28 protein-coding genes, 1 tRNA gene and 1 riboswitch are annotated in these 22784 nt (G+C 42.2%); of the genes, 24 read left to right on the plus strand and 5 right to left on the minus strand.

What is annotated here, in order from left to right:
• Positions 1-65: 65 nt before the first annotated feature.
• Positions 66-755 carry a response regulator transcription factor gene (locus ACSAJE_RS09745; protein WP_022024276.1) on the minus strand — a complete coding sequence of 230 codons (690 nt, stop codon included), beginning with the start codon at positions 753-755 and terminating at the stop codon, positions 66-68.
• An 845-nt stretch (positions 756-1600) separates the two neighbouring features.
• On the opposite strand from ACSAJE_RS09745, the gene ACSAJE_RS09750 reads away from it, so the two are divergent.
• From ACSAJE_RS09750 to dapA, 4 genes are all read left to right on the plus strand, one after another.
• Positions 1601-1673: transfer RNA gene (locus ACSAJE_RS09750), tRNA-Lys, on the plus strand.
• Between the two features lie 424 nt (positions 1674-2097).
• Entirely contained in the window at positions 2098-3279 is a 1182-nt protein-coding gene (locus ACSAJE_RS09755; RefSeq protein ID WP_022025557.1) for a pyridoxal phosphate-dependent aminotransferase, read from the plus strand.
• A gap of 54 nt (positions 3280-3333) precedes the next feature.
• Entirely contained in the window at positions 3334-4401 is a 1068-nt protein-coding gene (hisC, locus tag ACSAJE_RS09760) for a histidinol-phosphate transaminase (RefSeq protein WP_458008951.1), read from the plus strand.
• A gap of 88 nt (positions 4402-4489) precedes the next feature.
• Positions 4490-4663, plus strand: a riboswitch (Lysine riboswitch).
• Positions 4664-4856: 193 nt separating this feature from the next.
• Positions 4857-5741, plus strand: a complete 885-nt coding sequence (gene dapA / locus ACSAJE_RS09765; protein ID WP_458008952.1) for a 4-hydroxy-tetrahydrodipicolinate synthase — start codon at positions 4857-4859, stop codon at positions 5739-5741.
• Between the two features lie 353 nt (positions 5742-6094).
• On the opposite strand, the gene ACSAJE_RS09770 is transcribed toward dapA, so the two are convergent.
• The 4 genes from ACSAJE_RS09770 to murC form a co-directional block, all read right to left on the minus strand.
• A complete protein-coding gene (locus ACSAJE_RS09770) occupies positions 6095-7267 on the minus strand; it encodes a ribose-phosphate pyrophosphokinase (protein ID WP_022025554.1) in 1173 nt (390 codons plus the stop codon).
• A gap of 42 nt (positions 7268-7309) precedes the next feature.
• Entirely contained in the window at positions 7310-8311 is a 1002-nt protein-coding gene (locus ACSAJE_RS09775; protein WP_458008953.1) for an ATP-binding protein, read from the minus strand.
• A gap of 58 nt (positions 8312-8369) precedes the next feature.
• The gene (locus ACSAJE_RS09780) at positions 8370-9674 is read right to left on the minus strand and encodes a DnaD domain protein (RefSeq protein ID WP_458008954.1); all 1305 of its coding nucleotides are present in this window, start codon (positions 9672-9674) and stop codon (positions 8370-8372) included.
• 258 nt (positions 9675-9932) lie between these two features.
• Positions 9933-11315, minus strand: a complete 1383-nt coding sequence (gene murC / locus ACSAJE_RS09785; RefSeq protein WP_458008955.1) for a UDP-N-acetylmuramate--L-alanine ligase — start codon at positions 11313-11315, stop codon at positions 9933-9935.
• Positions 11316-11676: 361 nt separating this feature from the next.
• Here murC and ACSAJE_RS09790 point away from each other — a divergent pair, with 361 nt between their 5' ends.
• The 20 genes from ACSAJE_RS09790 (at position 11677) to rpsH (ending at position 22745) form a co-directional block, all read left to right on the plus strand.
• Entirely contained in the window at positions 11677-12948 is a 1272-nt protein-coding gene (locus ACSAJE_RS09790) for a glucose-1-phosphate adenylyltransferase (RefSeq protein ID WP_022025550.1), read from the plus strand.
• Positions 12948-14069: a glucose-1-phosphate adenylyltransferase subunit GlgD gene (glgD, locus tag ACSAJE_RS09795; protein ID WP_458008956.1), complete on the plus strand. Its 1122-nt coding sequence runs from the start codon at positions 12948-12950 to the stop codon at positions 14067-14069. Before ACSAJE_RS09790 ends, glgD begins: the two co-directional genes overlap by 1 nt.
• An 82-nt stretch (positions 14070-14151) precedes the next feature.
• A complete protein-coding gene (gene spoVG, locus ACSAJE_RS09800) occupies positions 14152-14442 on the plus strand; it encodes a septation regulator SpoVG (protein ID WP_022025548.1) in 291 nt (96 codons plus the stop codon).
• Between the two features lie 248 nt (positions 14443-14690).
• Positions 14691-14885, plus strand: a complete 195-nt coding sequence (locus tag ACSAJE_RS09805) for a hypothetical protein (RefSeq protein WP_118690300.1) — start codon at positions 14691-14693, stop codon at positions 14883-14885.
• A 383-nt stretch (positions 14886-15268) separates the two neighbouring features.
• Positions 15269-15586, plus strand: a complete 318-nt coding sequence (rpsJ, locus tag ACSAJE_RS09810; RefSeq protein WP_022025546.1) for a 30S ribosomal protein S10 — start codon at positions 15269-15271, stop codon at positions 15584-15586.
• Between the two features lie 186 nt (positions 15587-15772).
• On the plus strand, positions 15773-16453 hold the full coding sequence (gene rplC / locus ACSAJE_RS09815) for a 50S ribosomal protein L3 (protein WP_458008957.1): 681 nt from the start codon (positions 15773-15775) through the stop codon (positions 16451-16453).
• Between the two features lie 26 nt (positions 16454-16479).
• The gene (rplD, locus tag ACSAJE_RS09820) at positions 16480-17100 is read left to right on the plus strand and encodes a 50S ribosomal protein L4 (RefSeq protein WP_022025544.1); all 621 of its coding nucleotides are present in this window, start codon (positions 16480-16482) and stop codon (positions 17098-17100) included.
• Positions 17100-17399 carry a 50S ribosomal protein L23 gene (gene rplW, locus ACSAJE_RS09825; RefSeq protein ID WP_022025543.1) on the plus strand — a complete coding sequence of 100 codons (300 nt, stop codon included), beginning with the start codon at positions 17100-17102 and terminating at the stop codon, positions 17397-17399. The genes rplD and rplW overlap by 1 nt, the downstream gene beginning before the upstream one ends.
• A 79-nt stretch (positions 17400-17478) precedes the next feature.
• A complete protein-coding gene (gene rplB / locus ACSAJE_RS09830; protein ID WP_022025542.1) occupies positions 17479-18324 on the plus strand; it encodes a 50S ribosomal protein L2 in 846 nt (281 codons plus the stop codon).
• 68 nt (positions 18325-18392) lie between these two features.
• Positions 18393-18668 carry a 30S ribosomal protein S19 gene (gene rpsS / locus ACSAJE_RS09835; RefSeq protein WP_022025541.1) on the plus strand — a complete coding sequence of 92 codons (276 nt, stop codon included), beginning with the start codon at positions 18393-18395 and terminating at the stop codon, positions 18666-18668.
• Between the two features lie 177 nt (positions 18669-18845).
• Positions 18846-19235: a 50S ribosomal protein L22 gene (rplV, locus tag ACSAJE_RS09840; RefSeq protein WP_022025540.1), complete on the plus strand. Its 390-nt coding sequence runs from the start codon at positions 18846-18848 to the stop codon at positions 19233-19235.
• Positions 19236-19265: 30 nt separating this feature from the next.
• Complete coding sequence (gene rpsC, locus ACSAJE_RS09845; RefSeq protein WP_118690299.1) at positions 19266-19934, plus strand: 30S ribosomal protein S3; 669 nt, start codon at positions 19266-19268, stop codon at positions 19932-19934.
• A complete protein-coding gene (gene rplP / locus ACSAJE_RS09850) occupies positions 19934-20371 on the plus strand; it encodes a 50S ribosomal protein L16 (protein ID WP_022025538.1) in 438 nt (145 codons plus the stop codon). Before rpsC ends, rplP begins: the two co-directional genes overlap by 1 nt.
• Positions 20361-20558: a 50S ribosomal protein L29 gene (gene rpmC / locus ACSAJE_RS09855; RefSeq protein WP_022025537.1), complete on the plus strand. Its 198-nt coding sequence runs from the start codon at positions 20361-20363 to the stop codon at positions 20556-20558. The genes rplP and rpmC overlap by 11 nt, the downstream gene beginning before the upstream one ends.
• 41 nt (positions 20559-20599) lie before the next feature.
• Positions 20600-20857 carry a 30S ribosomal protein S17 gene (gene rpsQ / locus ACSAJE_RS09860; protein ID WP_182434195.1) on the plus strand — a complete coding sequence of 86 codons (258 nt, stop codon included), beginning with the start codon at positions 20600-20602 and terminating at the stop codon, positions 20855-20857.
• Positions 20858-20880: 23 nt separating this feature from the next.
• Positions 20881-21249 carry a 50S ribosomal protein L14 gene (gene rplN / locus ACSAJE_RS09865; protein WP_022025535.1) on the plus strand — a complete coding sequence of 123 codons (369 nt, stop codon included), beginning with the start codon at positions 20881-20883 and terminating at the stop codon, positions 21247-21249.
• A 14-nt stretch (positions 21250-21263) separates the two neighbouring features.
• Entirely contained in the window at positions 21264-21569 is a 306-nt protein-coding gene (gene rplX, locus ACSAJE_RS09870; RefSeq protein WP_022025534.1) for a 50S ribosomal protein L24, read from the plus strand.
• 22 nt (positions 21570-21591) lie between these two features.
• Complete coding sequence (rplE, locus tag ACSAJE_RS09875; RefSeq protein ID WP_022025533.1) at positions 21592-22131, plus strand: 50S ribosomal protein L5; 540 nt, start codon at positions 21592-21594, stop codon at positions 22129-22131.
• 12 nt (positions 22132-22143) lie between these two features.
• Positions 22144-22329, plus strand: coding sequence for a type Z 30S ribosomal protein S14 (locus ACSAJE_RS09880; RefSeq protein WP_022014871.1), 186 nt, complete (start codon positions 22144-22146; stop codon positions 22327-22329).
• A gap of 14 nt (positions 22330-22343) precedes the next feature.
• On the plus strand, positions 22344-22745 hold the full coding sequence (gene rpsH / locus ACSAJE_RS09885; RefSeq protein WP_022025532.1) for a 30S ribosomal protein S8: 402 nt from the start codon (positions 22344-22346) through the stop codon (positions 22743-22745).
• Positions 22746-22784: the final 39 nt, after the last annotated feature.

Here is a 22784-nt window from a genome sequence, read left to right on the forward strand (position 1 = left end):
AAGTGGATCACTTCATTCCTGCATCGCATTGTATCGCAATGTTATGACGCAGATCTTCCAAAATATTAATTGTTATCCAGTTTATAACCGCGTCCCCACACTGCTTTTAAATAACGTGGTTCTGCCGGGTTATATTCAATTTTTTCTCGTAAGTGTCGGATGTGTACGGCGACAGTGCTTTCTTCACCATAAGCATTGTCGTGCCATACGTTTTGGTAGATTTCACGTGGTGTAAAGGATTGTCCGACGTGCTGCATCAAAAATAACAGTATATTGTATTCGATGCGTGTCAGCGCAATGGGATCAGAGTCTAACGTGACTTCCTTGGTAATTGGATTTAATACGATACCGCCAACAGAATAAACATCGCTTTGCGTTTTGCCGCCGCCAAGCTGCATATAGCGGCGAAGCTGTGATTTAACACGTGCCTGAAGCTCGATGGGATTGAATGGTTTTGTTATGTAATCATCGGCGCCGACTGTTAAACCGAGCACTTTGTCAATATCTTCGCTTTTGGCGGTTAACAAAATCACAGGAACATTGCTAAATTCGCGTAGCTTCGTGAGTGCAGCGATGCCGTCCATATGAGGCATCATAATGTCCAGAAGAACCAAATGGATTTCCTCTTCTGTTAGAATTTTGAGTGCATCTGCGCCATTGTAGGCTTTGAAAATTTTATAGTCGTCGTTGCGTAAGTAGATTTCTAATGCGGTAACGATATCTTTTTCATCGTCACACAGTAATATTTGGTACATGTTTCCCTCCGTAATATTTATTGCCTCCTTACAAGATTTATCTTGCATAGTTCTATTGTAGAGAAATGAATCTTAAAATTCAACATGCTATTTGTTTAAGATTTTATTAAGAAACTGAAACTTCCCATACCGGAAGTTCTTGTCCTCGCCACATATTGCTTATTATGTCGGCAATAAATAGAATATTTTGCAGTCGACAAACTAAATTGTTCTGTCATCCAAGAACTAAGATAATTGCCGCAGAACGCAACTTTTTTTGTGTGATTTCTTATTTTGTCAAGTCTCTGATAAATACATGCCCGAAGGATTGTCTGAGATGTCCTGGTTTAGCAAGGTATCATCCATTTTTGGACGGGACGCTTTCGCTACAATGCACTACGTCACGTTACTTAATGTCTCTGAAATACGAGACATAAGTAACGACGAGCGCAAAGTCCCTTTCAAAAATGATGAATACCTTGCTTCCAGGACTTCGAGTTTCCGAAGGGCATGTAAATCAATCATCAGAGACAACAAAATTTAGAAATCATCAAAAACGAAAATGCGGCAAGGCAATTACTATAGTTCTCGGATGGCAGAAAGCACTCTTTGGTGACTGCAAAATGCAATATAGTCATTGACATAATAAGCAATAGGTGGTTGTGGAGGATTTGAGGTATGGAAAGTTAGAGTAAGAAACTCAACCTGCGCACATCTGAAGCTGCTCTTGATAAGGTTATTGGGATGTTTGTTCAAAAAGGGTGAATTGAAAAAGTCAGAAAAGTGGGAAAAGTAAAAAAAACACTTGCTTTCCATGCGAAAGTGTGATATATTAAACGAGTTGCTGACATTGATGTGTCAGATATGCGCGATTAGCTCAGTTGGCAGAGCACCTGACTCTTAATCAGGGTGTCCAGGGTTCGAACCCCTGATCGCGCATTTTTATATTTTAAAGAGTAGGTGTCAAAATTTTTTTGGCACCTTTGTTTATTAATTAATAGGAAACTAATTGCGGCAGGGCAATTGCTATAGTTTCTTCATGGCAGAACCCACAATATGGTGGCTGCAAAATATAATGAAACTATCGACATAATAAGCAATAAGTGACCAGATGGCAGCTTCGGATGTGCGAAGTTTGAATGAAAAATATATTTATATGGAATTACTGCGTTCTATGACGGGAAAGGTTTGACATGAATATATCCGTAGGCATATAATAAAAAGTACGAGTAAGATGCGGCGAGACATAGAAATACTTGCGTAGGCGGTATTTTGATATACGTTTTATGTGTAAACCGGGTGACCGGCATTGTGTATATATTTTCTCGTTGTAATAAAATCAAAGTATAGAGAGGTACATAATATGATAGCAAAAAAAATGGTGAAATTTGTTGAGGGAAGCTCGGTTACAAGAGCAATGTTTGAGGAAGGGAAGAAGATGGCGGTTGAGTTTGGCGCAGAGAACGTCTATGATTTCAGTCTTGGAAACCCAAGCGTAGAGCCTCCAAAACAGGTTAAAGAAGCCATTATTGAGACATTGAATGAGGATGCACCGAATTTCGTGCATGGTTATATGAACAACTCCGGATACGAGGAAGTGCGCGAGAGAATTGCACAGTCCTTAAATCGCCGCTTTGACACAAAGTTTTCTCAGAATAATATCATTATGACAGTAGGTGCTGCAGGTGGTCTTAATGTTGCGCTTAAAACATTGTTAGATCCGGGCGATGAAGTAATCGCATTTGCACCATATTTTGGAGAATATAATAATTATGTAGCTAACTTTGACGGTGTAATGGTAGTTGTACCGGCAGATGTACCTTCTTTCCAGCTCGATCTTGAGACGTTTGCAAAGAAGATCACGGCAAAGACGAAAGCAGTGATTGTCAATAATCCGAACAATCCTACCGGTGTAGTATATTCAGAAGAAACGATTCAGAAATTGGCAGCAGTATTGGAGGAGAAGCAAAAAGAGTTTGGAACGCAGATTTACCTTATTGCAGACGAACCATACCGTGAGCTTGCTTATGATGGCGTAGAAGTGCCATATCTGACGAAGTATTATCGTAATACAATTGTAGGATATTCTTATAGTAAATCTCTGTCTCTTCCGGGTGAGCGTATTGGTTACCTTGTGATTCCGGATGAGGTAGATGATTTTGAAAATGTTATTTGTGCAGCAAATGTTGCGAATCGTATTTTAGGATTTGTAAATGCACCATCTTTGATGCAGCTTGCGGTATCAAAATGTCTGGATGCGACAACGGATGTTGCAGCCTATGATGCCAACCGAAAGCTGCTTTACAATGCTCTGACAGAGTATGGCTTTGAGTGTGCTAAACCGGAAGGGGCTTTTTATCTTTGGGTTAAGGCTAAGGAAGATGATAAGGCATTTGTTGCCAAAGGAAAAGAGTTCCATATTTTAATGGTTCCGGGAAGTGCATTTATGTGTCCTGGTTATGTGCGGATTGCTTATTGTGTGGATCATGCGATGATCGAGCGCTCGCTCCCGGCATTTAAGAAGCTGGCTGAGTGTTATCAGTAAATAAGTGTAACAATTCTAAGTGGACGACAGAAATAGACGGAAAAGAGGTATGACATGAGTAGATTGGAAGATAATTTTCGCAAAGTAGAGCCGTATGTTCCGGGCGAACAGCCTAATTTGCCGGACATGGTTAAGTTGAATACTAACGAAAATCCATATCCGCCATCACCAAAGGTGGCAGAAGCACTGCAGAAGTTTGAACTCGACAGCCTGAGATTATATCCGGATCCGGCATCGACAGACTTAGTCAATGCGCTGGCAGAAAGATATCATGTGCAGGCAGATCAGGTGTATACAGGAGTAGGATCCGATGATGTACTTGCTATTGCGTTTTTGACATTTTTTAATTCGGGTAAACCGATTTTGTTCCCGGATATTACATATTCGTTCTATGATGTATGGGCAGAATTATTTCAAATTCCGTATGAGCGTCCGGCTTTGGACGATGCCTTTGCACTTCGATTGGAAGATTATCAGTGCGAAAATGGCGGTATCGTGATAGCCAATCCAAATGCACCGACGGGTATTCGTCAGAGTGAGGAGTTTTTGCGCGCAGTCATCGAAGCTAATCCGAATGTTGTTGTCATAATTGATGAGGCATATGCAGATTTTAGCGGTTATACAGCACTTCCGCTGGTGGACGAGTATGAAAATGTTGTGGTAGTACAAACGTTTTCAAAATCTCGCTCTATGGCAGGAATGCGTATTGGTCATGCAATCGGTAATGCGAAATTGATCAAGGCAATGAACGACGTTCGATATTCGTTTAACAGTTATCCGATGACTCGTTTATCCGTAGCACTTGGCGTTGCTGCGTTATCAGATCAGGATTATTTTGAGGAGACTACAGCGAAGATTGTTGCAACACGAGAGCGCACCAAACAGGCACTTACGGAGCTTGGTTTTACGTTTGGAGATTCGATGACAAATTTTATTTTTGCGACACATAAAACCGTTCCGGCTACACATTTGTTTGAAGAATTGCGCAAGCAGCACATTTTTGTCAGACATTTTTCCAGTCCGCGCATTGACAATTATCTGCGAATATCCATTGGAACGGATGCGGAAATGGATCGTTTTTTGGCTGCGGTACAGGAAATTATTGCTCAGTGGGATAAATAAAGAGCATGAGGTTTTTGGCTCGGTATACTGTTGGGAAGCATAAGTTAGCGTTGACAGAAGCAGAGGATAGTGATATTCTCATATATGTAAAAAAGATAGAGGTCGCACTCTTCATGAGTAGGATTTCGGATGCGTCAGGCGCAGTAGATGAGATCAGAAAGGGAACAGTGCCGAAAGAAAGCTTGTCCTGCAGCAAGATTTCTTGGGCATGGCGTGAATAACGACATGACTGTCATCAAGAGGATGGAGAGCTATCGGTTTGAAGAGATACTTCAAAGAGGTGATACATCCCGTGTATCACCTCTTTTTGTTAGCTGGGTAACTCGAATTTCCCGTAAAATGGCATTTGCAAAAGGTAACTGTGAGTGCATGGGTGGGAAAATGCTCAAACGACAACCAATATCTAAAAATCAGAACCCCGATTTGGGAATAGCGAAAGCAGAATGGAGGAAATTATGTCAATTTTTACAGGAGCAGGCGTGGCTTTGGTCACACCAATGAAAGAGAACTTGGAGGTAAACTACGACAAATTAGATGAGATTTTGGAGTGGCAGATTGCAGAGGGAACGGATGCGATTATTATTTGTGGAACGACCGGAGAGTCTGCAACTTTATCTGAAGAAGAGCATGCAAATGTGATTCGTTTTGCGATTGAGCGTGTAAATCACCGTATTCCGGTCATTGCCGGCACCGGTTCTAACTGCACGGCAACAGCAGTACAGCTTAGCAAAGAAGCTTCTGAGGCAGGAGCAGAGGGTGTGCTTGTTGTAACTCCGTATTACAACAAGGCAACGCAGAATGGTTTGATTGCACATTATAAAAAGATTGCGTCAGAGATCACGGCACCGATCATTTTATACAATGTACCAAGCCGTACCGGTTGCGGAATGACACCACAGACCATCGCTACACTTATTAAAGATGTAGACAATATTGCAGGTGTGAAAGAAGCTTCCGGTAACATCAGCGCTGTAGCGCAAATTCTGCACCTGTGCGATGGTAATGTGGATCTGTATTCCGGAAATGACGACCAGACAATTCCGATGCTTTCTTTGGGAGCAAAAGGCGTGATTTCTGTGTTGTCAAATGTTGCGCCGAAGTATACACATGAGATGGTTATGAATTATTTAAATGGAAATGTGAAGCAGAGTGCCAAGATGCAGCTTGATGCACTTCCGTTATGTGATGCATTGTTCTGTGAAGTAAATCCGATCCCGGTAAAAGCTGCTATGAATATGATGGGTAAAAACGTTGGTTCATTACGCGCACCTTTGACAGAGATGGAAGATGCTCACAAGGAGATCTTAAAGAGAGAAATGGCAGCGATGCACTTGATTTAAGGTGTCTCGCTCGAATTACTTTAGAATGATCTGGGGTTTAAAAAGGAGTCGGCCTGTGGCAGAGGGAGCTACCACAGGCCCAATGAAAAAAATGAAAAAGAATCTATCTCAAACATAAGTCAGTCGGCTAGTTTGGTAGAAATCAAATGCTTCTTTTGATTTCACTGCTTTTCTTGAAATCTGTTCTCTTTGATTTCTATGTATACATAATAGCATGCAAATGTGGACAGAATTTGTCCATATTCTAAAAAAAATCTTAATTTTCAAAACGATTTGTAAAAAAAACGCTCAAACCTTGCGGTCTAAGCGTTTTAAGGAAACTTGTTGTTGCTTTTCTCGATTTTATGCTTTAATTAGCGCTGTCCATATTTTTCCAAAATGGCATTAATACGTTCTGCAGGGTTTAATAAACCGCTAATGGATTGATCGTGATTTAAGGTGTCGATCAATAAGGCGATATACTTGCTCATGTCTACGCTGACATAATAGTCTCTAGACAAAACTTCTTCCGGCTGATATACAAGGTTTGTTGTGAGAACCTTATCGATCAAGCCTTTTTCATGTGCTTCATCAAATTTGGACATGCCGTTTGTAAACAGACCAAACGTTGCAGCAACAAAGATACGATTTGCTTTGCGCTGCTTTAACTGTGTTGCAACATCGATCATGCTTTCACCCGAGGAAATCATATCATCGACGATGATAACATCTTTGCCCTGCAGGTCAGAGCCGAGGAACTCATGGGCAATGATCGGATTGCGTCCGTCAACAATGCGGCTGTAATCGCGACGTTTATAGAACATACCCATATCGATGCCAAGAACGTTTGCGTAATATACAGCACGTCCCATAGCACCTTCATCCGGGCTGATCACCATCAAATGGTCTGCATCAACCTTAAGGTCCGGCACGTTCTTCAGAAGTGCTTTGATGAATTGATACGTAGGCTGAACGGTTTCGAAACTATTCAAAGGAATTGCGTTTTGAACGCGAGGATCATGTGCATCAAAGGTGATAATACTTTCAACACCCATTTGTGTTAATTCGTGCAATGCCATTGCGCAGTCCAAGGATTCGCGTGCACTGCGTCGATGCTGTCTGCTTTCATATAAGAAAGGCATGATCACAGTGATGCGGCGTGCCTTGCCACCAACTGCAGCAATGATACGCTTAAGATCCTGATAATGATCATCCGGCGACATGTGATTCGTGTGTCCGCAAACGGTATAAGTTAAGCTGTAATTGCAGACATCAACTAATAAATACAAATCATCTCCACGCACAGATTCGTTGATGATGCCTTTCGCCTCGCCGGAACCAAAACGCGGGCAGGCGGAATCAATCAAGAAAGAATCACGGTTGTATCCTGCAAAGGTAGATGCGGTAGCATTTTGTGCAGCGCGGTCCTTTCTCCAGTCAACGATATAATCGTTTACTCGTTTGCCCATGTCGTGGCTGCTCTCCAGCGCCAAGATACCAAGGGTACCAACAGGAAGTGTGTCTGCTAACTTGTCATGTCGTTTCATAGTAAAATGTCCTCCGTATGAATTTATATAATTGTTATCATGTTATTTGGCAGTTAATCTAGCCTTCTGACGTATATCATCTCCAATTATTAAGAAGAAATGATAAAAACCGATAAAACGTGAGAAAATACGCTCGCTGTATCGGTCACGTAATTCCTGAAACGATAAATTGGTCGAGATGATGGTTGACTTATGGTTGATATGGCGCTCCTCAATAAAATAATACAGCTGAGAAGACGTAAAGCCATTGACCAATTCTGCCCCAAGATCATCTATAATGAGCAAATCGCTTTGCAGCATATATGCAATTTGTTCGTTTGAAGTGGAAATATCCTCATGACGGAACTTATTCCTCTCTAAAATATCAAAAAGCTGCAATGAAGTCAAGTAAAGCACCGTGTGAGATGTATCCAAAAGTTTCTTGGCGATACAGTGTGTCAGAAAGGTTTTGCCGACGCCTGTAGAACCATAGAATATCAGGTTGTCATAGGAATCATCAAAGTGCTTGATATAGTCTAGACAGACCGTTTTTACCTTGCGAATATTTTGGCGGGCTGTTAGAGAAAGATTTTCATTGACGATGGTGTCATCGTAGTAACTATCATCAAAGGTGTCAAAATTCTCATGATTCAGAATGTCCATAAGATTTGAACTTTCATAAAGAGCCTTGATCTCAGCGTTTTTAAGGCAGTGACAAGGTTCGTTGTTCTGATAGCCGGTGTCTTTGCAGTCCGGACAGGTATAAATGCTTTGCAGATAATCTTCCGGATAGCCGTGATGTAACAGCAGCGCCTTTTTGCGGGACAGCAATGCTTCGCGTTCTGCGCTGTATTCAGCTTCGCTCTTTGGGTCCGGTTCGGTCTGAAACAATTCTTTGCGCGCCTGCGTCAGTGATAAGTCCATAATATCGTGTTGGATCTGTTCTAATTCCGGAATTTCAGCAAAAAGTGTTTCGTACCGCTTATCCAGTATGCGCTGATTGTTCATTCGCGTCTGATCATATTGAAACATGATATCGCGATATTGTGTGTTGGATATTCCCATGGCGTCTCCTCCTGGTTGCTGCGTGATGGTATGTGCTGCGGTCTGTCATCAGATCGTACTATTGCATAAGTAATTTGCGCTCCAATTCCTGTAATTCTTCGCTGCTGACATCCCGTTGCTTGAAATTTTGGAATTGATTGCGCGGTGGTTGTTTACCGGATGTGGAAGGTTTCTTCTTTTCTTTTTGCTCTTTGGTCTGTGCATAGTGCAGGTCTGATTGTTCTACACCTTGTAATGTGCGAACATTTTGCTCATTCCAATGAGATAATATCCCTTCGGTGTATTTGAAGTCTGCGTGGTGCAGCTTAAGCACAGTGCGGTTGCAGGCCTCTAAGATCACACTAAGATCCATATTCCAGTCATTTTGCCAATGATCCACATATTTTTTTTCGATTTCTGCAAGACCGCGACCAAGTCCTAAAGCCTTGGAAACAGCATTGTAGGAAGCCAGATATCGTACAGAAGCATTCTGTGCCTGTTCCGGCGTTTTGATCCCCTGCTCGTGCCATGACAGGGCGACTGTCTGAATGTAATTGCAGGCGGTCTTTCCCATAGAAATGCAGTAGTCGTAGAGATGCAGGATCAGTTCTCTGGAAAAATGCAGTGTACCATACAAATAGGTAATAAGCTGTATTTCGGTTGGTTTCATTGGGCGTTCAAGGTAGCTTTCGACAACATTGCATACCCATACGAAATCCTCGTTGGTGGACAATTCTTGAATCTGTTCCGGAGAAACTTGAATTGGTTTCACGGCAGAGGAATTCTTCTCCTGCGCGGAATTGCTTGCTCTGTGAACATCGGAATTGACATTAGAAGGAGCGTCGGTTCCGGATGATTCATAAGTTGATGTATTCGCTGCGTCGGTTTCTGAGAGATCAGAATTGCGTCTATCGAGCGCACCGGTTTCTGAGAGATCAGAATTGCGTCTATCGAGCGCACCGGTTTCTGAGAGATCAGAATTGCGTCTATTGAGCGCACCGGTTTCTGAGAGATCAGAATCTACGCCTAGCGATGCAGCAGATTCTTTTGCAGTGTTTTCATAAGTGTCGAAATCACGTTCCGCAAAGGGGATCAGCATTTCGAGTCCTAAAATCTCTCCGGTTGCTTTGTCGCGGTTTAAGGACATAAGCCCCTTTTTCTCCCAGTACATTAACGCCCGCAAAATATCTTTTTCTGTATTTTCTAATTGATCCGCAAGAGAGGAAATGGAAAAATTACTTTCCTTTGCCTGCAGACATTTCGCAATGTAGAGATACACCTTAACGTAACTGCCGTTGGCAGCTGGCATATAATCTTCAATAAAGCTGTTATATATCGTTGTGATCGGCGGTATATGGTTAGTACAAAGTAATATATGATCCATTGCAGCCTCCGTATATGTAAAGTAAATTACACGTTATATTTCCGTGCGAATTGTATTTTAACACAGTTTCTTTGGAAAGAAAATAGCACACAAATACACATTCAAGCTGTGGACTAAATTGTGGATAATGTGGATAACTCGTATCAAAATGATCAAGATTGCGGATTTTCAACATTTATCTGATGTTAATTGTGTAAAAAATATCCACAACGGATTGTGCAGAGATATGCACAGTCACATTGTGGATAATGTGGATAACTATTCTTTGACCAGGTCTTCGCCAATAGTTACTATATTTCCGGCACCCATAGTTATTAACAAGTCACCGTCGATACAATTTTCCAATAAAAATTTTTTGATCTGTTCAAAATCCGGGAAGTAATAAGCATCTTTGCCTAATTTCTTCATTTCTTCCTGTAGAGTTTTAGAAGAAATATCACCGGGATCAGCCTCTCTGGCGGCATATATGTCTGCAAGCACAACATTATCTGCGAGGGATAGCGCCTCTGCAAATTCATGCAGCAATGCTCGGGTACGGCTGTATGTATGTGGCTGGAATACGCACCAAAGACGCTTATGTGGAAACTTGGCAGCAGCCTGCAGCGTTGCTTTGATCTCCGTAGGATGATGTGCATAATCATCGACCACGGTGACTCCGTGGAACGATCCCTTTTGTTCGAAACGACGTTCCGTGCCGTGGAAGGCGAGGAGTCCCTCTTGGATCGTCTCCATAGGAATATCATAATATTCTGCAGTGGCGATGGCTGATAAAGCGTTGGCTACGTTGTGTCTTCCGATTACTGACAAACGAACGCGGATGCCGGTTTCTTTGCCGAATCGAACTAATTCAAAAGAACCGCAGCCATCTTCGCCGAATGTAATATCCTTTGCTTCGTAATCTGCAGGGTTTTCCAAGCCGAATGTAATGATCCGGCAGTCCAGATCGTTTGTGATCGCATCAAGCTTTTCGATATCGGAGTTGATGATCAGTACACCGTTCTTTGGCAAGAGCTTTGCAAAGCGGTGAAAAGAGTGGCGAATGTCATCCAGATCCTTAAAAAAGTCTAGGTGATCTGCATCAATATTCAAAATAATACCTGCCGTTGGATGGAATTTCAGAAAGCTATTGGTGTATTCGCAGGCTTCGGTGATGAAATTCTCGGAATGGCCGACACGGATATTGCCGTGGATCGCATCCAAGATACCGCCAACGGAGATCGTTGGATCTTTCTTAGCGGCTAAGAAAATATGTGTCAGCATGGAAGTTGTTGTTGTTTTGCCGTGTGTACCGGAAACGCCAATGGCATTCGTATAGTTTTTCATGACCTGTCCAACCATTTCGGCACGCTCCATCATAGGAAGTCCCATTTCTTTGGCAGCGCGAAATTCGGGATTGTCCGGATGAATAGCGGCGGTGTATACGACAAAGTCAATGTCGGAAGTGATGTTATTGCTTTTTTGACCATACAATACTTCCACTCCTAAGGATTGTAAATGCTCTGTAATTTTGCTGCGGTTTGCATCGGAGCCCTTTACGGTAAAGCCGGCATCGTGTAACAGCTCAGCAAAACCGCTCATGCTGATGCCTCCGATGCCTATAAAATATGCAGTACATGGTTTGGTTAATTGAATTTGATACATAATTCCCTCCATATAAAAGCCGTCCAAAAGTGGGGCGGCATATTTTGTAAAATTGGCCTGCCTGCAAGAAATGTGCTCCAGCGAACCAATCCTTGTGTCAGTCTTTTCTATTATTATAGAACACAAATGCAAAAAAGCAAATTAAATAGTGTTTACAGTTTAGAAATAATTTGTTAAAAATTGAAACAAAGCTGGTGGACAATGTAAAAAACTCGTCAAATAAGGGTTTTTTATGCAAAAAATTGTATGAAATGTATAAAAAATATCAATTTTCAAAAGAAAATTTATGAAATTTGTTCACATTTTACAGTGGTTGTGATATACTTAAATCATTAAGAAATACATAGTAAGGGGTGATTGCGTGATTAAGAAAGAAATGATAGCAATGTTACTGGCAGGTGGACAGGGATCCAGGTTAGGGGTTCTGACTGCTGATGTTGCTAAACCAGCGGTAGCGTTTGGTGGGAAGTACCGTATTATCGATTTTCCATTGAGCAATTGCATTAATTCGGGAGTAGATACAGTCGGCGTGCTGACACAGTACCAGCCGCTACGCCTGAACACACACATTGGAATTGGTATTCCGTGGGATTTGGATCGTAATGTAGGTGGCGTTTCTATTTTGCCACCATATGAGAAGAGTACCAGCAGTGAGTGGTATACAGGTACAGCGAATGCTATATATCAGAATTTGCGATATATGGAATATTACAACCCGGACTATGTGCTGATTTTGGGCGGCGACCATATTTACAAAATGGATTATGAAGTGATGCTTGATTTCCACAAAGCAAACAAGGCAGATGTAACGCTTGCAACGATTCCGGTTCCGATGGAAGAGGCTAGTCGTTTTGGCGTTGTTATCACAGATGAGAATAAGCAGATTCAGGAATTTGAGGAGAAACCGGAGCATCCTCGCAGCAACCTTGCTTCGATGGGTATCTACATTTTCTCTTGGCCGGTGCTTCGTGAAGCGTTGATCAAGTTAAAGGATCAGCCGGCATGTGACTTTGGTAAACACATTATTCCATATTGCCATGAGAAAGGTGATCGTATTTTTGCATACGAATACAATGGCTATTGGAAAGATGTCGGAACGCTTGGCTCATATTGGGAGTCAAACATGGAGTTGATCGATCTCATTCCGGTCTTCAATCTGTATGAAGAATTTTGGAAGATCTATACGAAGAGTGATCGTATTCCACCTCAGTATATCGCAGAGGATGCCATCGTTGATAAGGCGATCATTGGTGAAGCATCAGAGATATACGGAGAGGTACATAGCTCTGTTATCGGTTCGGGTGTTACGATCGAGCCGGGTGCGATTGTGCGGGATTCTATTATTATGAGTTCTACTACGATCAAAGCGGGAACGATAGTCGATAAGTCGATTATCGCTGAGAATGTAACTGTTGGCAAAGATTGTAAGCTTGGTGTCGGAGAAGAGCTGCCAAATAAGGTTAAACCGGATGTGTATGCATTTGGTCTTGTAACTATTGGTGAAGACAGCGTGATTCCGGATGGCGTGCAGATCGGTAAAAACACAGCGATCAAAGGCGTTACGGAACCATCAGATTATCCGGACGGAGTTCTTGCAGGCGGTGAAACTTTGATTAAGGTAGGTGACAGATAATGAGAGCGATTGGAATAGTATTAGCAGGTGGTAATAATAGCAGAATGCGTGAATTGTCCAATAAACGTGCAACGGCAGCGATGCCGATCGCGGGAGGGTTTCGCAGCATAGATTTTGTACTAAGCAACATGAGTAACTCTCACATTCAGAAAGTTGCGGTTTTTACGCAATATAATGCAAAGTCGCTGAATGAACATTTGAATTCTTCAAAATGGTGGGATTTCGGAAGAAAGCAGGGCGGTCTGTATGTATTCACGCCGACAACGACGCCGGAAAACAGTTATTGGTATCGCGGAACGTTGGATGCGATGGCGCAGAACCTGAGTTTTCTGAAGAACAGTCATGAGCCATACGTTGTGATCGCTTCGGGCGATGGCGTGTATAAGATGGATTACAATAAAGTGTTGGAGTTCCATATTGCAAAAAAAGCAGATTTTACTGTTGTAACTGCAGATGTAACCGACAAAGATGATCCAAGCCGCTTCGGTGTGCTTCGTGTTGACGGTGAAGGCAGGATCACAGATTTTGAGGAGAAGCCGATCAATGCAGAAACATCTACTGTTTCGACAGGTGTATACATTGTGCGCCGTCGTATGTTGATCGAGCTGATCGAGAAATCTATGCAGGAAGAACGTTATGACTTTGTAAAGGATATATTGATCCGTTATAAGAATGTAAAGAAGATATATGCATATCCAATGGATTCCTACTGGAGCAACATTTCTTCGGTAGATTCTTATTACAACACGAATATGGATTTCCTGAACAAAGATATTAGGGATTATTTCTTCCGTCAATATCCGGACATTTATTCGAAAGTTGAGGATCTTCCTCCGGCTAAATATAATGTCGGATCAAATGTGAAGAACAGTTTGGTTTCCAGTGGATGTATCATTAATGGAACTGTTGAAAATTCCATTTTGTTCAAGGAAGTATATATTGGAAATAATTGCACCATCAAAAATTCGATCATCCTTAATGATGTTTACATTGGTGATAATACACATATTGAGAATTGCATCGTTGAAAGCAGAGATACGATTCGTGCCAATACAAATTATACATCAGAGGATGGTAAGATTCGCATTGTAGTTGAGAAGAATGAGAGATACGCACTGTAGAAAGGGGAATTCTTTTCAAGAAATAGGGGAATAGTAAAGATGTGATGATGCACAGAAAAATAACCAAAGGAGGTTACAGGGAGTGCAGATAACAGATGTTAGGATACGCAAGATTACGAAAGAAGGTAAGATGCGGGCCGTGGTATCGATCACTTTGGACAATGAATTTGTTGTACATGACATTAAAGTCATTGAAGGTGAGAAAGGATTGTTTATTGCCATGCCGAGCCGTCGATCTGGCGATGGAGAATTTCGCGATGTAGCGCATCCAATCAACCGGGAAACGCGTGAGCGTTTTCAGGCGATTGTTTTAGAACGATATGAGAGGTTTATGGAGGAGTCTGCTGATGAGGAGGAGACTTCCGAAGTGTGATGAGGATTGCACGCAATCAAACTAACATAACCGCCCTGGTAGTGAGCTGAATGCTTGCTGCCGGGGCGGTGCTTTTTAAAATCACGATTTATATTTATATTGAGTGCTTTTGACATGTTCATATGCGCAAAGTGAAATGAAAAAACAGACAAAAAAGATTTTGTCGATGTTTCTGGCGGTTGCAATGGTATTGGGACTTACAGGCAACATTCAGGGAACAAAGGAAGGGGCAGCAGAGGAAGCTTGAAGTGACATTTACGATCGATGGAATTGAGTGGGGCACACTGATTGTGAAACCGACCGAAACGCCAAAGGTAACGTCGACCGTAAAGCCGGGTCTCTCACAGATCGGTTTTTTTCTATATTATAATAAGAAGAAACACAAATTGAAAAGATTCTCTGCCTTTCAAAATGTCTGCAACAGAGCATTTTGTTTCGCTTGAAACTGTGCTTGAGAAAAAATTAAAAAAATGTAAAAAAATGCTTGCAAACCCTTGAAAAATATAGTATAGTAATAAATGCTGTGACATGATAGCGTAGAAGCGTGAGGTTGCTCTTACCTGGTAACGGATAAGAGGTTTTCCGTGGAGCGAATGTCAAGTTGAGAATTGGCGACAAGTCACTGTACGAAAATCCAATATTCTGTAGAGCATATTTGTAAGAATATGCCCGGAAAACACGGGAAGAGTTCTGTATAATTTGTAAACCGACAGGACACACCCGGATGAGTGTACAGTCACCACTTGTTGCGCTGAAACAGGCGGGCATGGCGAAGAGCCAAGATCAGTAATGTCCGTGAAAGTGCGAAAAGGAGGCGGCTTTTTTTATGGCAACAAAGGTAATGAGAATTACACTTAAGGCGTATGACCACAATCAGATCGATCATGCAGCTGGTAAAATTATTGATACGGTAAAGAAGACAGGAGCTAAGGTTAGCGGTCCGGTACCTCTTCCAACTAAGAAGGAAGTAGTAACAATTCTTCGTGCCGTTCATAAGTACAAAGATTCCAGAGAGCAGTTCGAGCAGAGAACTCATAAGAGACTGATTGACGTTATTGCTCCAACCCAGAAGACGGTTGAGGCGCTGACAAAGATGGAAATGCCATCTGGCGTAGCAGTTAAATTGGTCATGAAAGAGAAATAATTTCTCTTTATGAAATAGTAAGATCCTTAGGGTTTATATAAAGACGACAGCAAAGAGGTGATGCCTTGGAGCGTCATTAAGTTTTTGGTTTACAAACTTCCAACTTATAGACCATCTAGGATGAATGCAGGCGAAGCGATTGCTTGGCGATGCATTCCGCTGTAGATTAACAGGAGGTGCAACATTATGAAGAAAGCTATTTTAGCTACGAAGGTCGGAATGACACAGATCTTCAACGAGAACGGAGTATTAACTCCGGTTACTGTACTTCAGGCTGGTCCTTGCTATGTTACACAGGTAAAGACAGTTGATAATGATGGGTACAGTGCAGTGCAGGTAGGATTTGTTGATAAGAAAGACAAAGTTATCACGAAGGATGCTACAGGCAAGAAAGAGGTCAAGAGAACTCACGGCGTAAACAAGCCATTACAGGGACATTTTGCAAAAGCAGGTGTATCCGGTAAGAGATATCTGAAAGAATTCAAGTTTGAGAACGCAGAAGAGTACACACTTGGTCAGGAAATTAAAGCTGACATCTTTGAAGCAGGTGACAAGATCGATGCAACCGGAACAACAAAGGGTAAAGGTTTCCAGGGTGCGATCAAGAGACACGGACTGCACAGAGGACCTATGGGACATGGTTCTAAGTTCCACAGACATGCTGGTTCTAACGGTGCTTGTTCTGATCCTAGCCGTGTATTCAAAGGCAAGAAGATGCCTGGTCAGATGGGTGGCGTACAGAGAACAATCCAGAATCTTGAGGTCGTCAGAGTTGACGCAGATCAGAATCTGATCCTTGTTAAGGGCGCTGTTCCGGGACCAAAGAAGGCTTGTGTAGTAATTAAGGAAAGCGTTAAGACGAAATAATTCTTTTGGAAAGGAGGAACACACAGATGGCTAACGTATCTGTTTATAATATGGAAGGCAGCGAAGTTGAGAAGATGGACTTAAACGACAACGTATTCGCTGTTGAGGTTAATGAGCATTTAATGCATATGGCTGTTGTATTACAGCTTGCAAATAAGCGTCAGGGTACACAGAAGGCTAAAACCCGTTCTGAAGTAAGTGGCGGTGGAAGAAAACCTTGGAGACAGAAAGGAACTGGTCATGCAAGACAGGGATCTATCCGTGCTCCACAGTGGACAGGCGGTGGAATTGTATTTGCTCCAACGCCAAGAGATTACTCCTTCAAGATGAACAGAAAGGAGAAGGCTGGTGCAATTAAGTCTGCACTGACCTCTAGAGTAAACGAAGAGAAATTCGTTGTACTTGATTCTCTTAAGTTTGATGAGATCAAAACAAAGAAAATGGTTAGCGTTTTGGATGCTTTGAAAGTAAAGAAAGCATTGGTTGTATTAGACGGTGACAACGAGAACGTAGCAAAGTCTGCTAAGAATATTGCAGGTGTACGTGCTGTAGCGGTAAATGCGATCAACGTATACGATATTTTGAAATATGAGACAGTCATCATTACAAAAGCGGCTGTATCTAAGATTGAGGAGGTGTACGCATAATGGCAGATTTGAAGTATTATGATATTATCCAGAAGCCGATCATCACAGAGAAATCTATGACAGCTATGGAAGAGAAGAAGTACACATTCGCAGTACACCCTGAGGCAACAAAGAGCCAGATTAAAGAAGCTGTTGAGAAGCTTTTTGAGGGAGCTAAGGTTGCTAAGGTAAACACAATGAACCTTGACGGTAAGACACGCCGTCGTGGTAGAACAGCCGGCAAGACTGCTAAGACTAAGAAGGCAATCGTTAAGTTGACTGAGGACTCTAAAGATATCGAGATCTTCGAGGGTCTGTAAAATCAAATCGTGTAAATCCTGTAAGGAAAACCTATCTTACAGGTCATATTGATAAAGGATATGAGAAAGGAGAACAGAAATGGGAATTAAGACATTTAACCCATATACCCCGTCTAGAAGACAGATGTCCGTTCTTGATAAGACAGAGTTGACTGCTACAAAGCCTGAGAAGTCTTTGACAGTGTCTCTTAAGAAGAACGCTGGACGTAATGCACAGGGTAAGATCACAGTAAGACATCGTGGTGGTGGTTCTAGAAGAAAATACAGAATCATCGATTTTAAGAGAAATAAGGATGGTATCCCGGCAATCGTTAAGACTGTTGAGTATGATCCAAACAGAACAGCAAATATCGCATTAGTTGCTTATGCTGATGGCGAGAAGAGATACATCTTAGCTCCAGAGGGACTTAAGGTTGGTCAGAAGATCATGAACGGTCCTGAGGCTGAGATTGCAGTTGGTAACTGCTTGCCACTGGAGAATATCCCGGTTGGTACACAGATCCACAACATCGAGCTTCATCCTGGTAAGGGTGGACAGATGGTTCGTTCCGCTGGTAACAGCGCACAGCTCATGGCTAAAGAAGGAAAGTATGCAACACTTCGTCTTCCATCTGGTGAGATGAGAATGGTTCCTATCGTATGCCGTGCTACAGTAGGTGTTATCGGAAACGGCGAGCATGCATTGGTAAACATTGGTAAAGCCGGACGTAAGCGTAACATGGGTATCAGACCTACGGTTCGTGGTTCCGTAATGAACCCTAATGACCATCCACACGGTGGTGGTGAAGGTAAGACAGGTATCGGTCGTCCAGGTCCATGCACTCCTTGGGGTAAACCTGCTCTTGGCTTGAAGACACGTAAGAAGAATAAACAGTCAAACAAGATGATCGTAAGAAGAAGAGATGGTAAGGCATTAGCAAAATAATTGCTAAGTCACCATGACTTCTATGAAGAGTTGGAATAGTCGGCACAGCCGACAGAATGGAGGATACAATGGCACGTTCATTAAAGAAAGGACCTTTCGCTGACAAGAGCCTTCTTAAGAAGGTAGATGCTCAGGTAGCATCCGGTGATACACAGGTCATCAAGACTTGGTCTCGTCGTTCCACTATTTTCCCATCATTCGTAGGATTGACATTTGCAGTACATGATGGCAGAAGACATGTACCTGTATATGTTACAGAGGATATGGTTGGACACAAACTCGGTGAGTTCGTAGCTACAAGAACTTACAGAGGCCATGGCAAAGACGAGAAGAAGGGCAAATAATAAATAGCAATAGTTTTCTTAGCAACTGCAGTGCATGCCACTAAGCGGTTGCGACAGAAAACGGTGCTTACAAAAAGAACCACCCGGCAGAGTGGGAATAATATCAGATCTGCAAATAACGAATTGCAGCAATACGCTGTAGACAATGATACAGATATTTGAAAGGAGGCTTCCATCATGGCAAAGGGACATAGATCTCAGATTAAGAGAGAGAGAAATGAGAACCAGAAAGACACCAGACCTTCCGCTAAGTTATCTTATGCAAGAATTTCCGTACAGAAGGCTTGTTACGTGTTAGATGCCATCAGAGGCAAAGATGTAGAGACAGCAATTGGTATTTTATCTTATAATCCAAGATATGCGTCAAGCGTCATTTTGAAATTATTACAGTCCGCAGTTGCAAATGCGGAGAACAACAATGGTATGAATCCAGCAGATTTATACATTGAAGAGTGTTTCGCAAACAAGGGACCGACAATGAAGAGAATTAGACCTAGAGCACAGGGTAGAGCATACCGCATCGAGAAGAGAATGAGTCATATTACCATCATTCTTAACGAGCGCTAATCCGAAAACGGTCTATGAAAGGAGATTAAAATGGGACAGAAAGTTAATCCTCATGGTTTAAGAGTCGGCGTGATCAGTGATTGGGATTCCAATTGGTTTGCAGAGGATAAGTTCGCAGACTATCTTGTAGAAGATTACAAGATCAGAGAGTTTGTAAAGAAGAAACTTTACAGCGCTGGCATCTCAAAGATTGAAATTGAGAGACCGACTGACAAGGTAAGAGTTATTATTCATACAGCAAAGCCTGGATTTGTAATTGGTAAGGGCGGCGCTGAAATCGAGAACTTAAAGAAAGAGCTTTTGAAAGTTCTTGATCGTAAAGTTGCATTAGACATCAAGATCATGGATATCAAGAATCCGGATAAACATGCACAGTTAGTTGCAGAGAATATTGCACAGCAGTTAGAGAACCGTATTTCTTTCCGTCGTGCTATGAAGTCTGCAATGAGCAGAACACTCAAGACTGGTGCAAAGGGAATCAAAGCTTCTTGCTCCGGACGTCTGGGCGGTGCTGATATGGCTCGTACAGAGTTCTACAGCGAGGGTACAATTCCTCTTCAGACACTGCGTGCCGATATCGACTATGGTTTCGCAGAGGCTGATACAACTTATGGTAAAATTGGTGTAAAGGTATGGGTATACAATGGCGAAGTACTTCCAGCCAAGAAAAATTCGAAAAAGGAAGGGAGCGATAAATAATGTTAATGCCAAAGAGAGTTAAACATCGTAAGCAGTTCCGTGGTAGAATGACAGGAAAAGCGCTCAGAGGAAACAAGATCACAAACGGTGATTTCGGTATCGTTGCTTTAGAGCCGGCATGGATCAAGTCCAACCAGATCGAGGCAGCCCGTATCGCAATGACACGTTACATCAAGCGTGGTGGTAAAGTTTGGATCAAGATTTTCCCAGATAAACCGGTAACAAAGACTCCTGCCGAGACTCGAATGGGTAAAGGTAAAGGTGCTCTTGAGTACTGGGTAGCTGTAGTTAAGCCGGGTCGTGTAATGTTCGAGATTTCCGGTGTATCCGAAGAAATAGCTAAAGAAGCACTTCGTCTTGCAACTCACAAGTTGCCGGTTAAGTGTAAAGTTGTTTCTCGCGCAGACTTAGAAGGAGGTGCGGGCAGTGAAGAGTAAAGCATTATTGGAAGATTTGAGAACAAAATCTGCTGCAGAGTTAAATGAAGATTTAGTTGCCGCTAAAAAGGAATTGTTCAATCTCAGATTCCAGAACGCAACAAATCAGCTTGATAACACAAGCAGAATTAAAGAAGTAAAGAAGAACATCGCAAGAATTCAGACCGTGCTCGCAGCACAGGACTAAGACTTGCAGATCTATAGCCAAAATTTGGAAAGGAGGACACGATCGTGGAGAGAAATCTTAGAAAGACTCGTGTAGGTAAGGTTGTAAGCGATAAGATGGATAAGACAATCGTAGTTGCAGTAGTAGATAACGTAAAGCATCCACTTTATGGCAAGATCATCAAGAGAACTTATAAATTAAAGGCTCATGATGAAGAGAATACATGTAAGATTGGTGACAGAGTAAGAGTTATGGAGACAAGACCATTGTCCAAGGATAAGAGATGGAGACTTGTTGAGGTAATCGAGAGAGCAAAATAATTTGCGGAAATATGGAGGTAATTATGGTACAGCAGGAATCAAGACTGAGAGTAGCTGATAATACAGGTGCTAAAGAACTTCTTTGTATCAGAGTTATGGGCGGTTCAACCCGCAGATATGCAGGAATCGGTGACATCATCGTTGCTTCTGTTAAAGATGCAACACCAGGCGGTGTTGTAAAGAAAGGTGATGTTGTTAAAGCAGTTGTAGTTCGTACAGTAAAGAGCATTCGTCGTCCGGACGGTTCTTACATTAAGTTCGATGAGAACGCTGCAGTTATCATTCGTGATGACAAGACACCGAGAGGAACCCGTATCTTTGGACCAGTCGCTAGAGAATTAAGAGACAAGCAGTTCATGAAAATCGTTTCATTAGCACCAGAAGTATTATAAGGGAGGTGTCAAGAGTGGCAACAAGCAAGATTAAGAAGGGTGATACCGTTCGCGTTATCACTGGTAAGGATAAAGGCAGAGAAGGCAAGGTAACAGCGGTTAAAGATGGCAAGGTTGTTATCGACGGAATCAATCAGGTTACAAAGCATACAAAGCCAAGTCAGGCAAACCCACAGGGTGGTATTGTACAGCAGGCTGCTCCAATCGATGTGTCTAACGTAATGTACGTGAGCAAAGGAAAAGCTTCCCGCGTTGGCTTCAAGATTGAAGATGGTAAAAAGGTTCGTTATGCAAAAGCAACCGGAGAAGTGATTGACTAATATCAGAAAGGAGGCAGAGACGGTGACTCGCTTAAAAGAGACTTATCTTAACGAAATCGTTGATGCAATGACCAAGAAATTTGGTTATAAAAACGTTATGCAGGTACCAAAGTTAGATAAAATCGTTATCAACATGGGTATCGGTGAGGCGAAAGAGAATTCTAAAGTTCTCGATGCCGCTATGGCTGAGCTGGAGATCATCTCCGGACAGAAGCCTGTTATTACAAGAGCAAAGAACTCCATCGCTAACTTCAAATTAAGAGAGGGAATGGCGATCGGATGTAAGGTAACCTTAAGAGGCGACAAGATGTACGAATTCTTAGATCGTCTTGTAAACTTAGCATTACCTCGTGTGCGCGACTTCCGCGGTGTAAACCCGAATGCATTTGATGGTAGAGGTAACTATGCACTTGGAATCAAGGAGCAGTTAATCTTCCCTGAAATCGAGTACGATAAGGTAGACAAGGTTAGAGGTATGGATGTAATCGTTGTTACAACTGCTGAGACCGATGAAGAAGCTCGTGAATTATTAACACAGTTCGGTATGCCGTTCAAGAAATAAGGAGGGAATTTCATGGCTAAGACTTCTATGAAAGTAAAGCAGCAGCGCAAAGCAAAATTCTCTACAAGAGAGTATAGTCGTTGCAGAATTTGTGGTCGTCCACATGCTTATTTGAGAAAATACGGAATTTGCAGAATCTGCTTCCGTGAGTTAGCATATAAGGGACAGATTCCAGGCGTGAAGAAAGCAAGCTGGTAAGGAGGTAAAACAAGATGATGACGAGCGATCCTATTGCAGATATGCTTACAAGAATTCGTAATGCGAATACTGCAAAGCATGATACAGTAGATGTTCCTGCTTCCAAGATGAAGATTTCTATCGCAGAAATCCTTGTGAAGGAAGGTTACATTAAGAAATATGATATGATTGACGTTGATGGTATTCAGATGATTCACATCACGTTAAAGTACGGCGCAGACAAAAATGAGAAGATTATCACAGGTTTGAAGAGAATTTCTAAGCCGGGTCTTCGTGTTTACGCTGGTAAAGATGAGCTTCCAAAGGTTCTGGGCGGTCTTGGTATCGCAATCGTGTCTACAAACAAAGGCGTGATGACAGATAAAGAAGCAAGAAAAGCAAACGTTGGCGGTGAGGTACTTGCATTCGTTTGGTAGTCCAAACGATGCACTCACTACACTAAGAATATATGGAGG

It is taken from the genome of Jutongia sp. SJQ-6 (assembly GCF_054161275.1).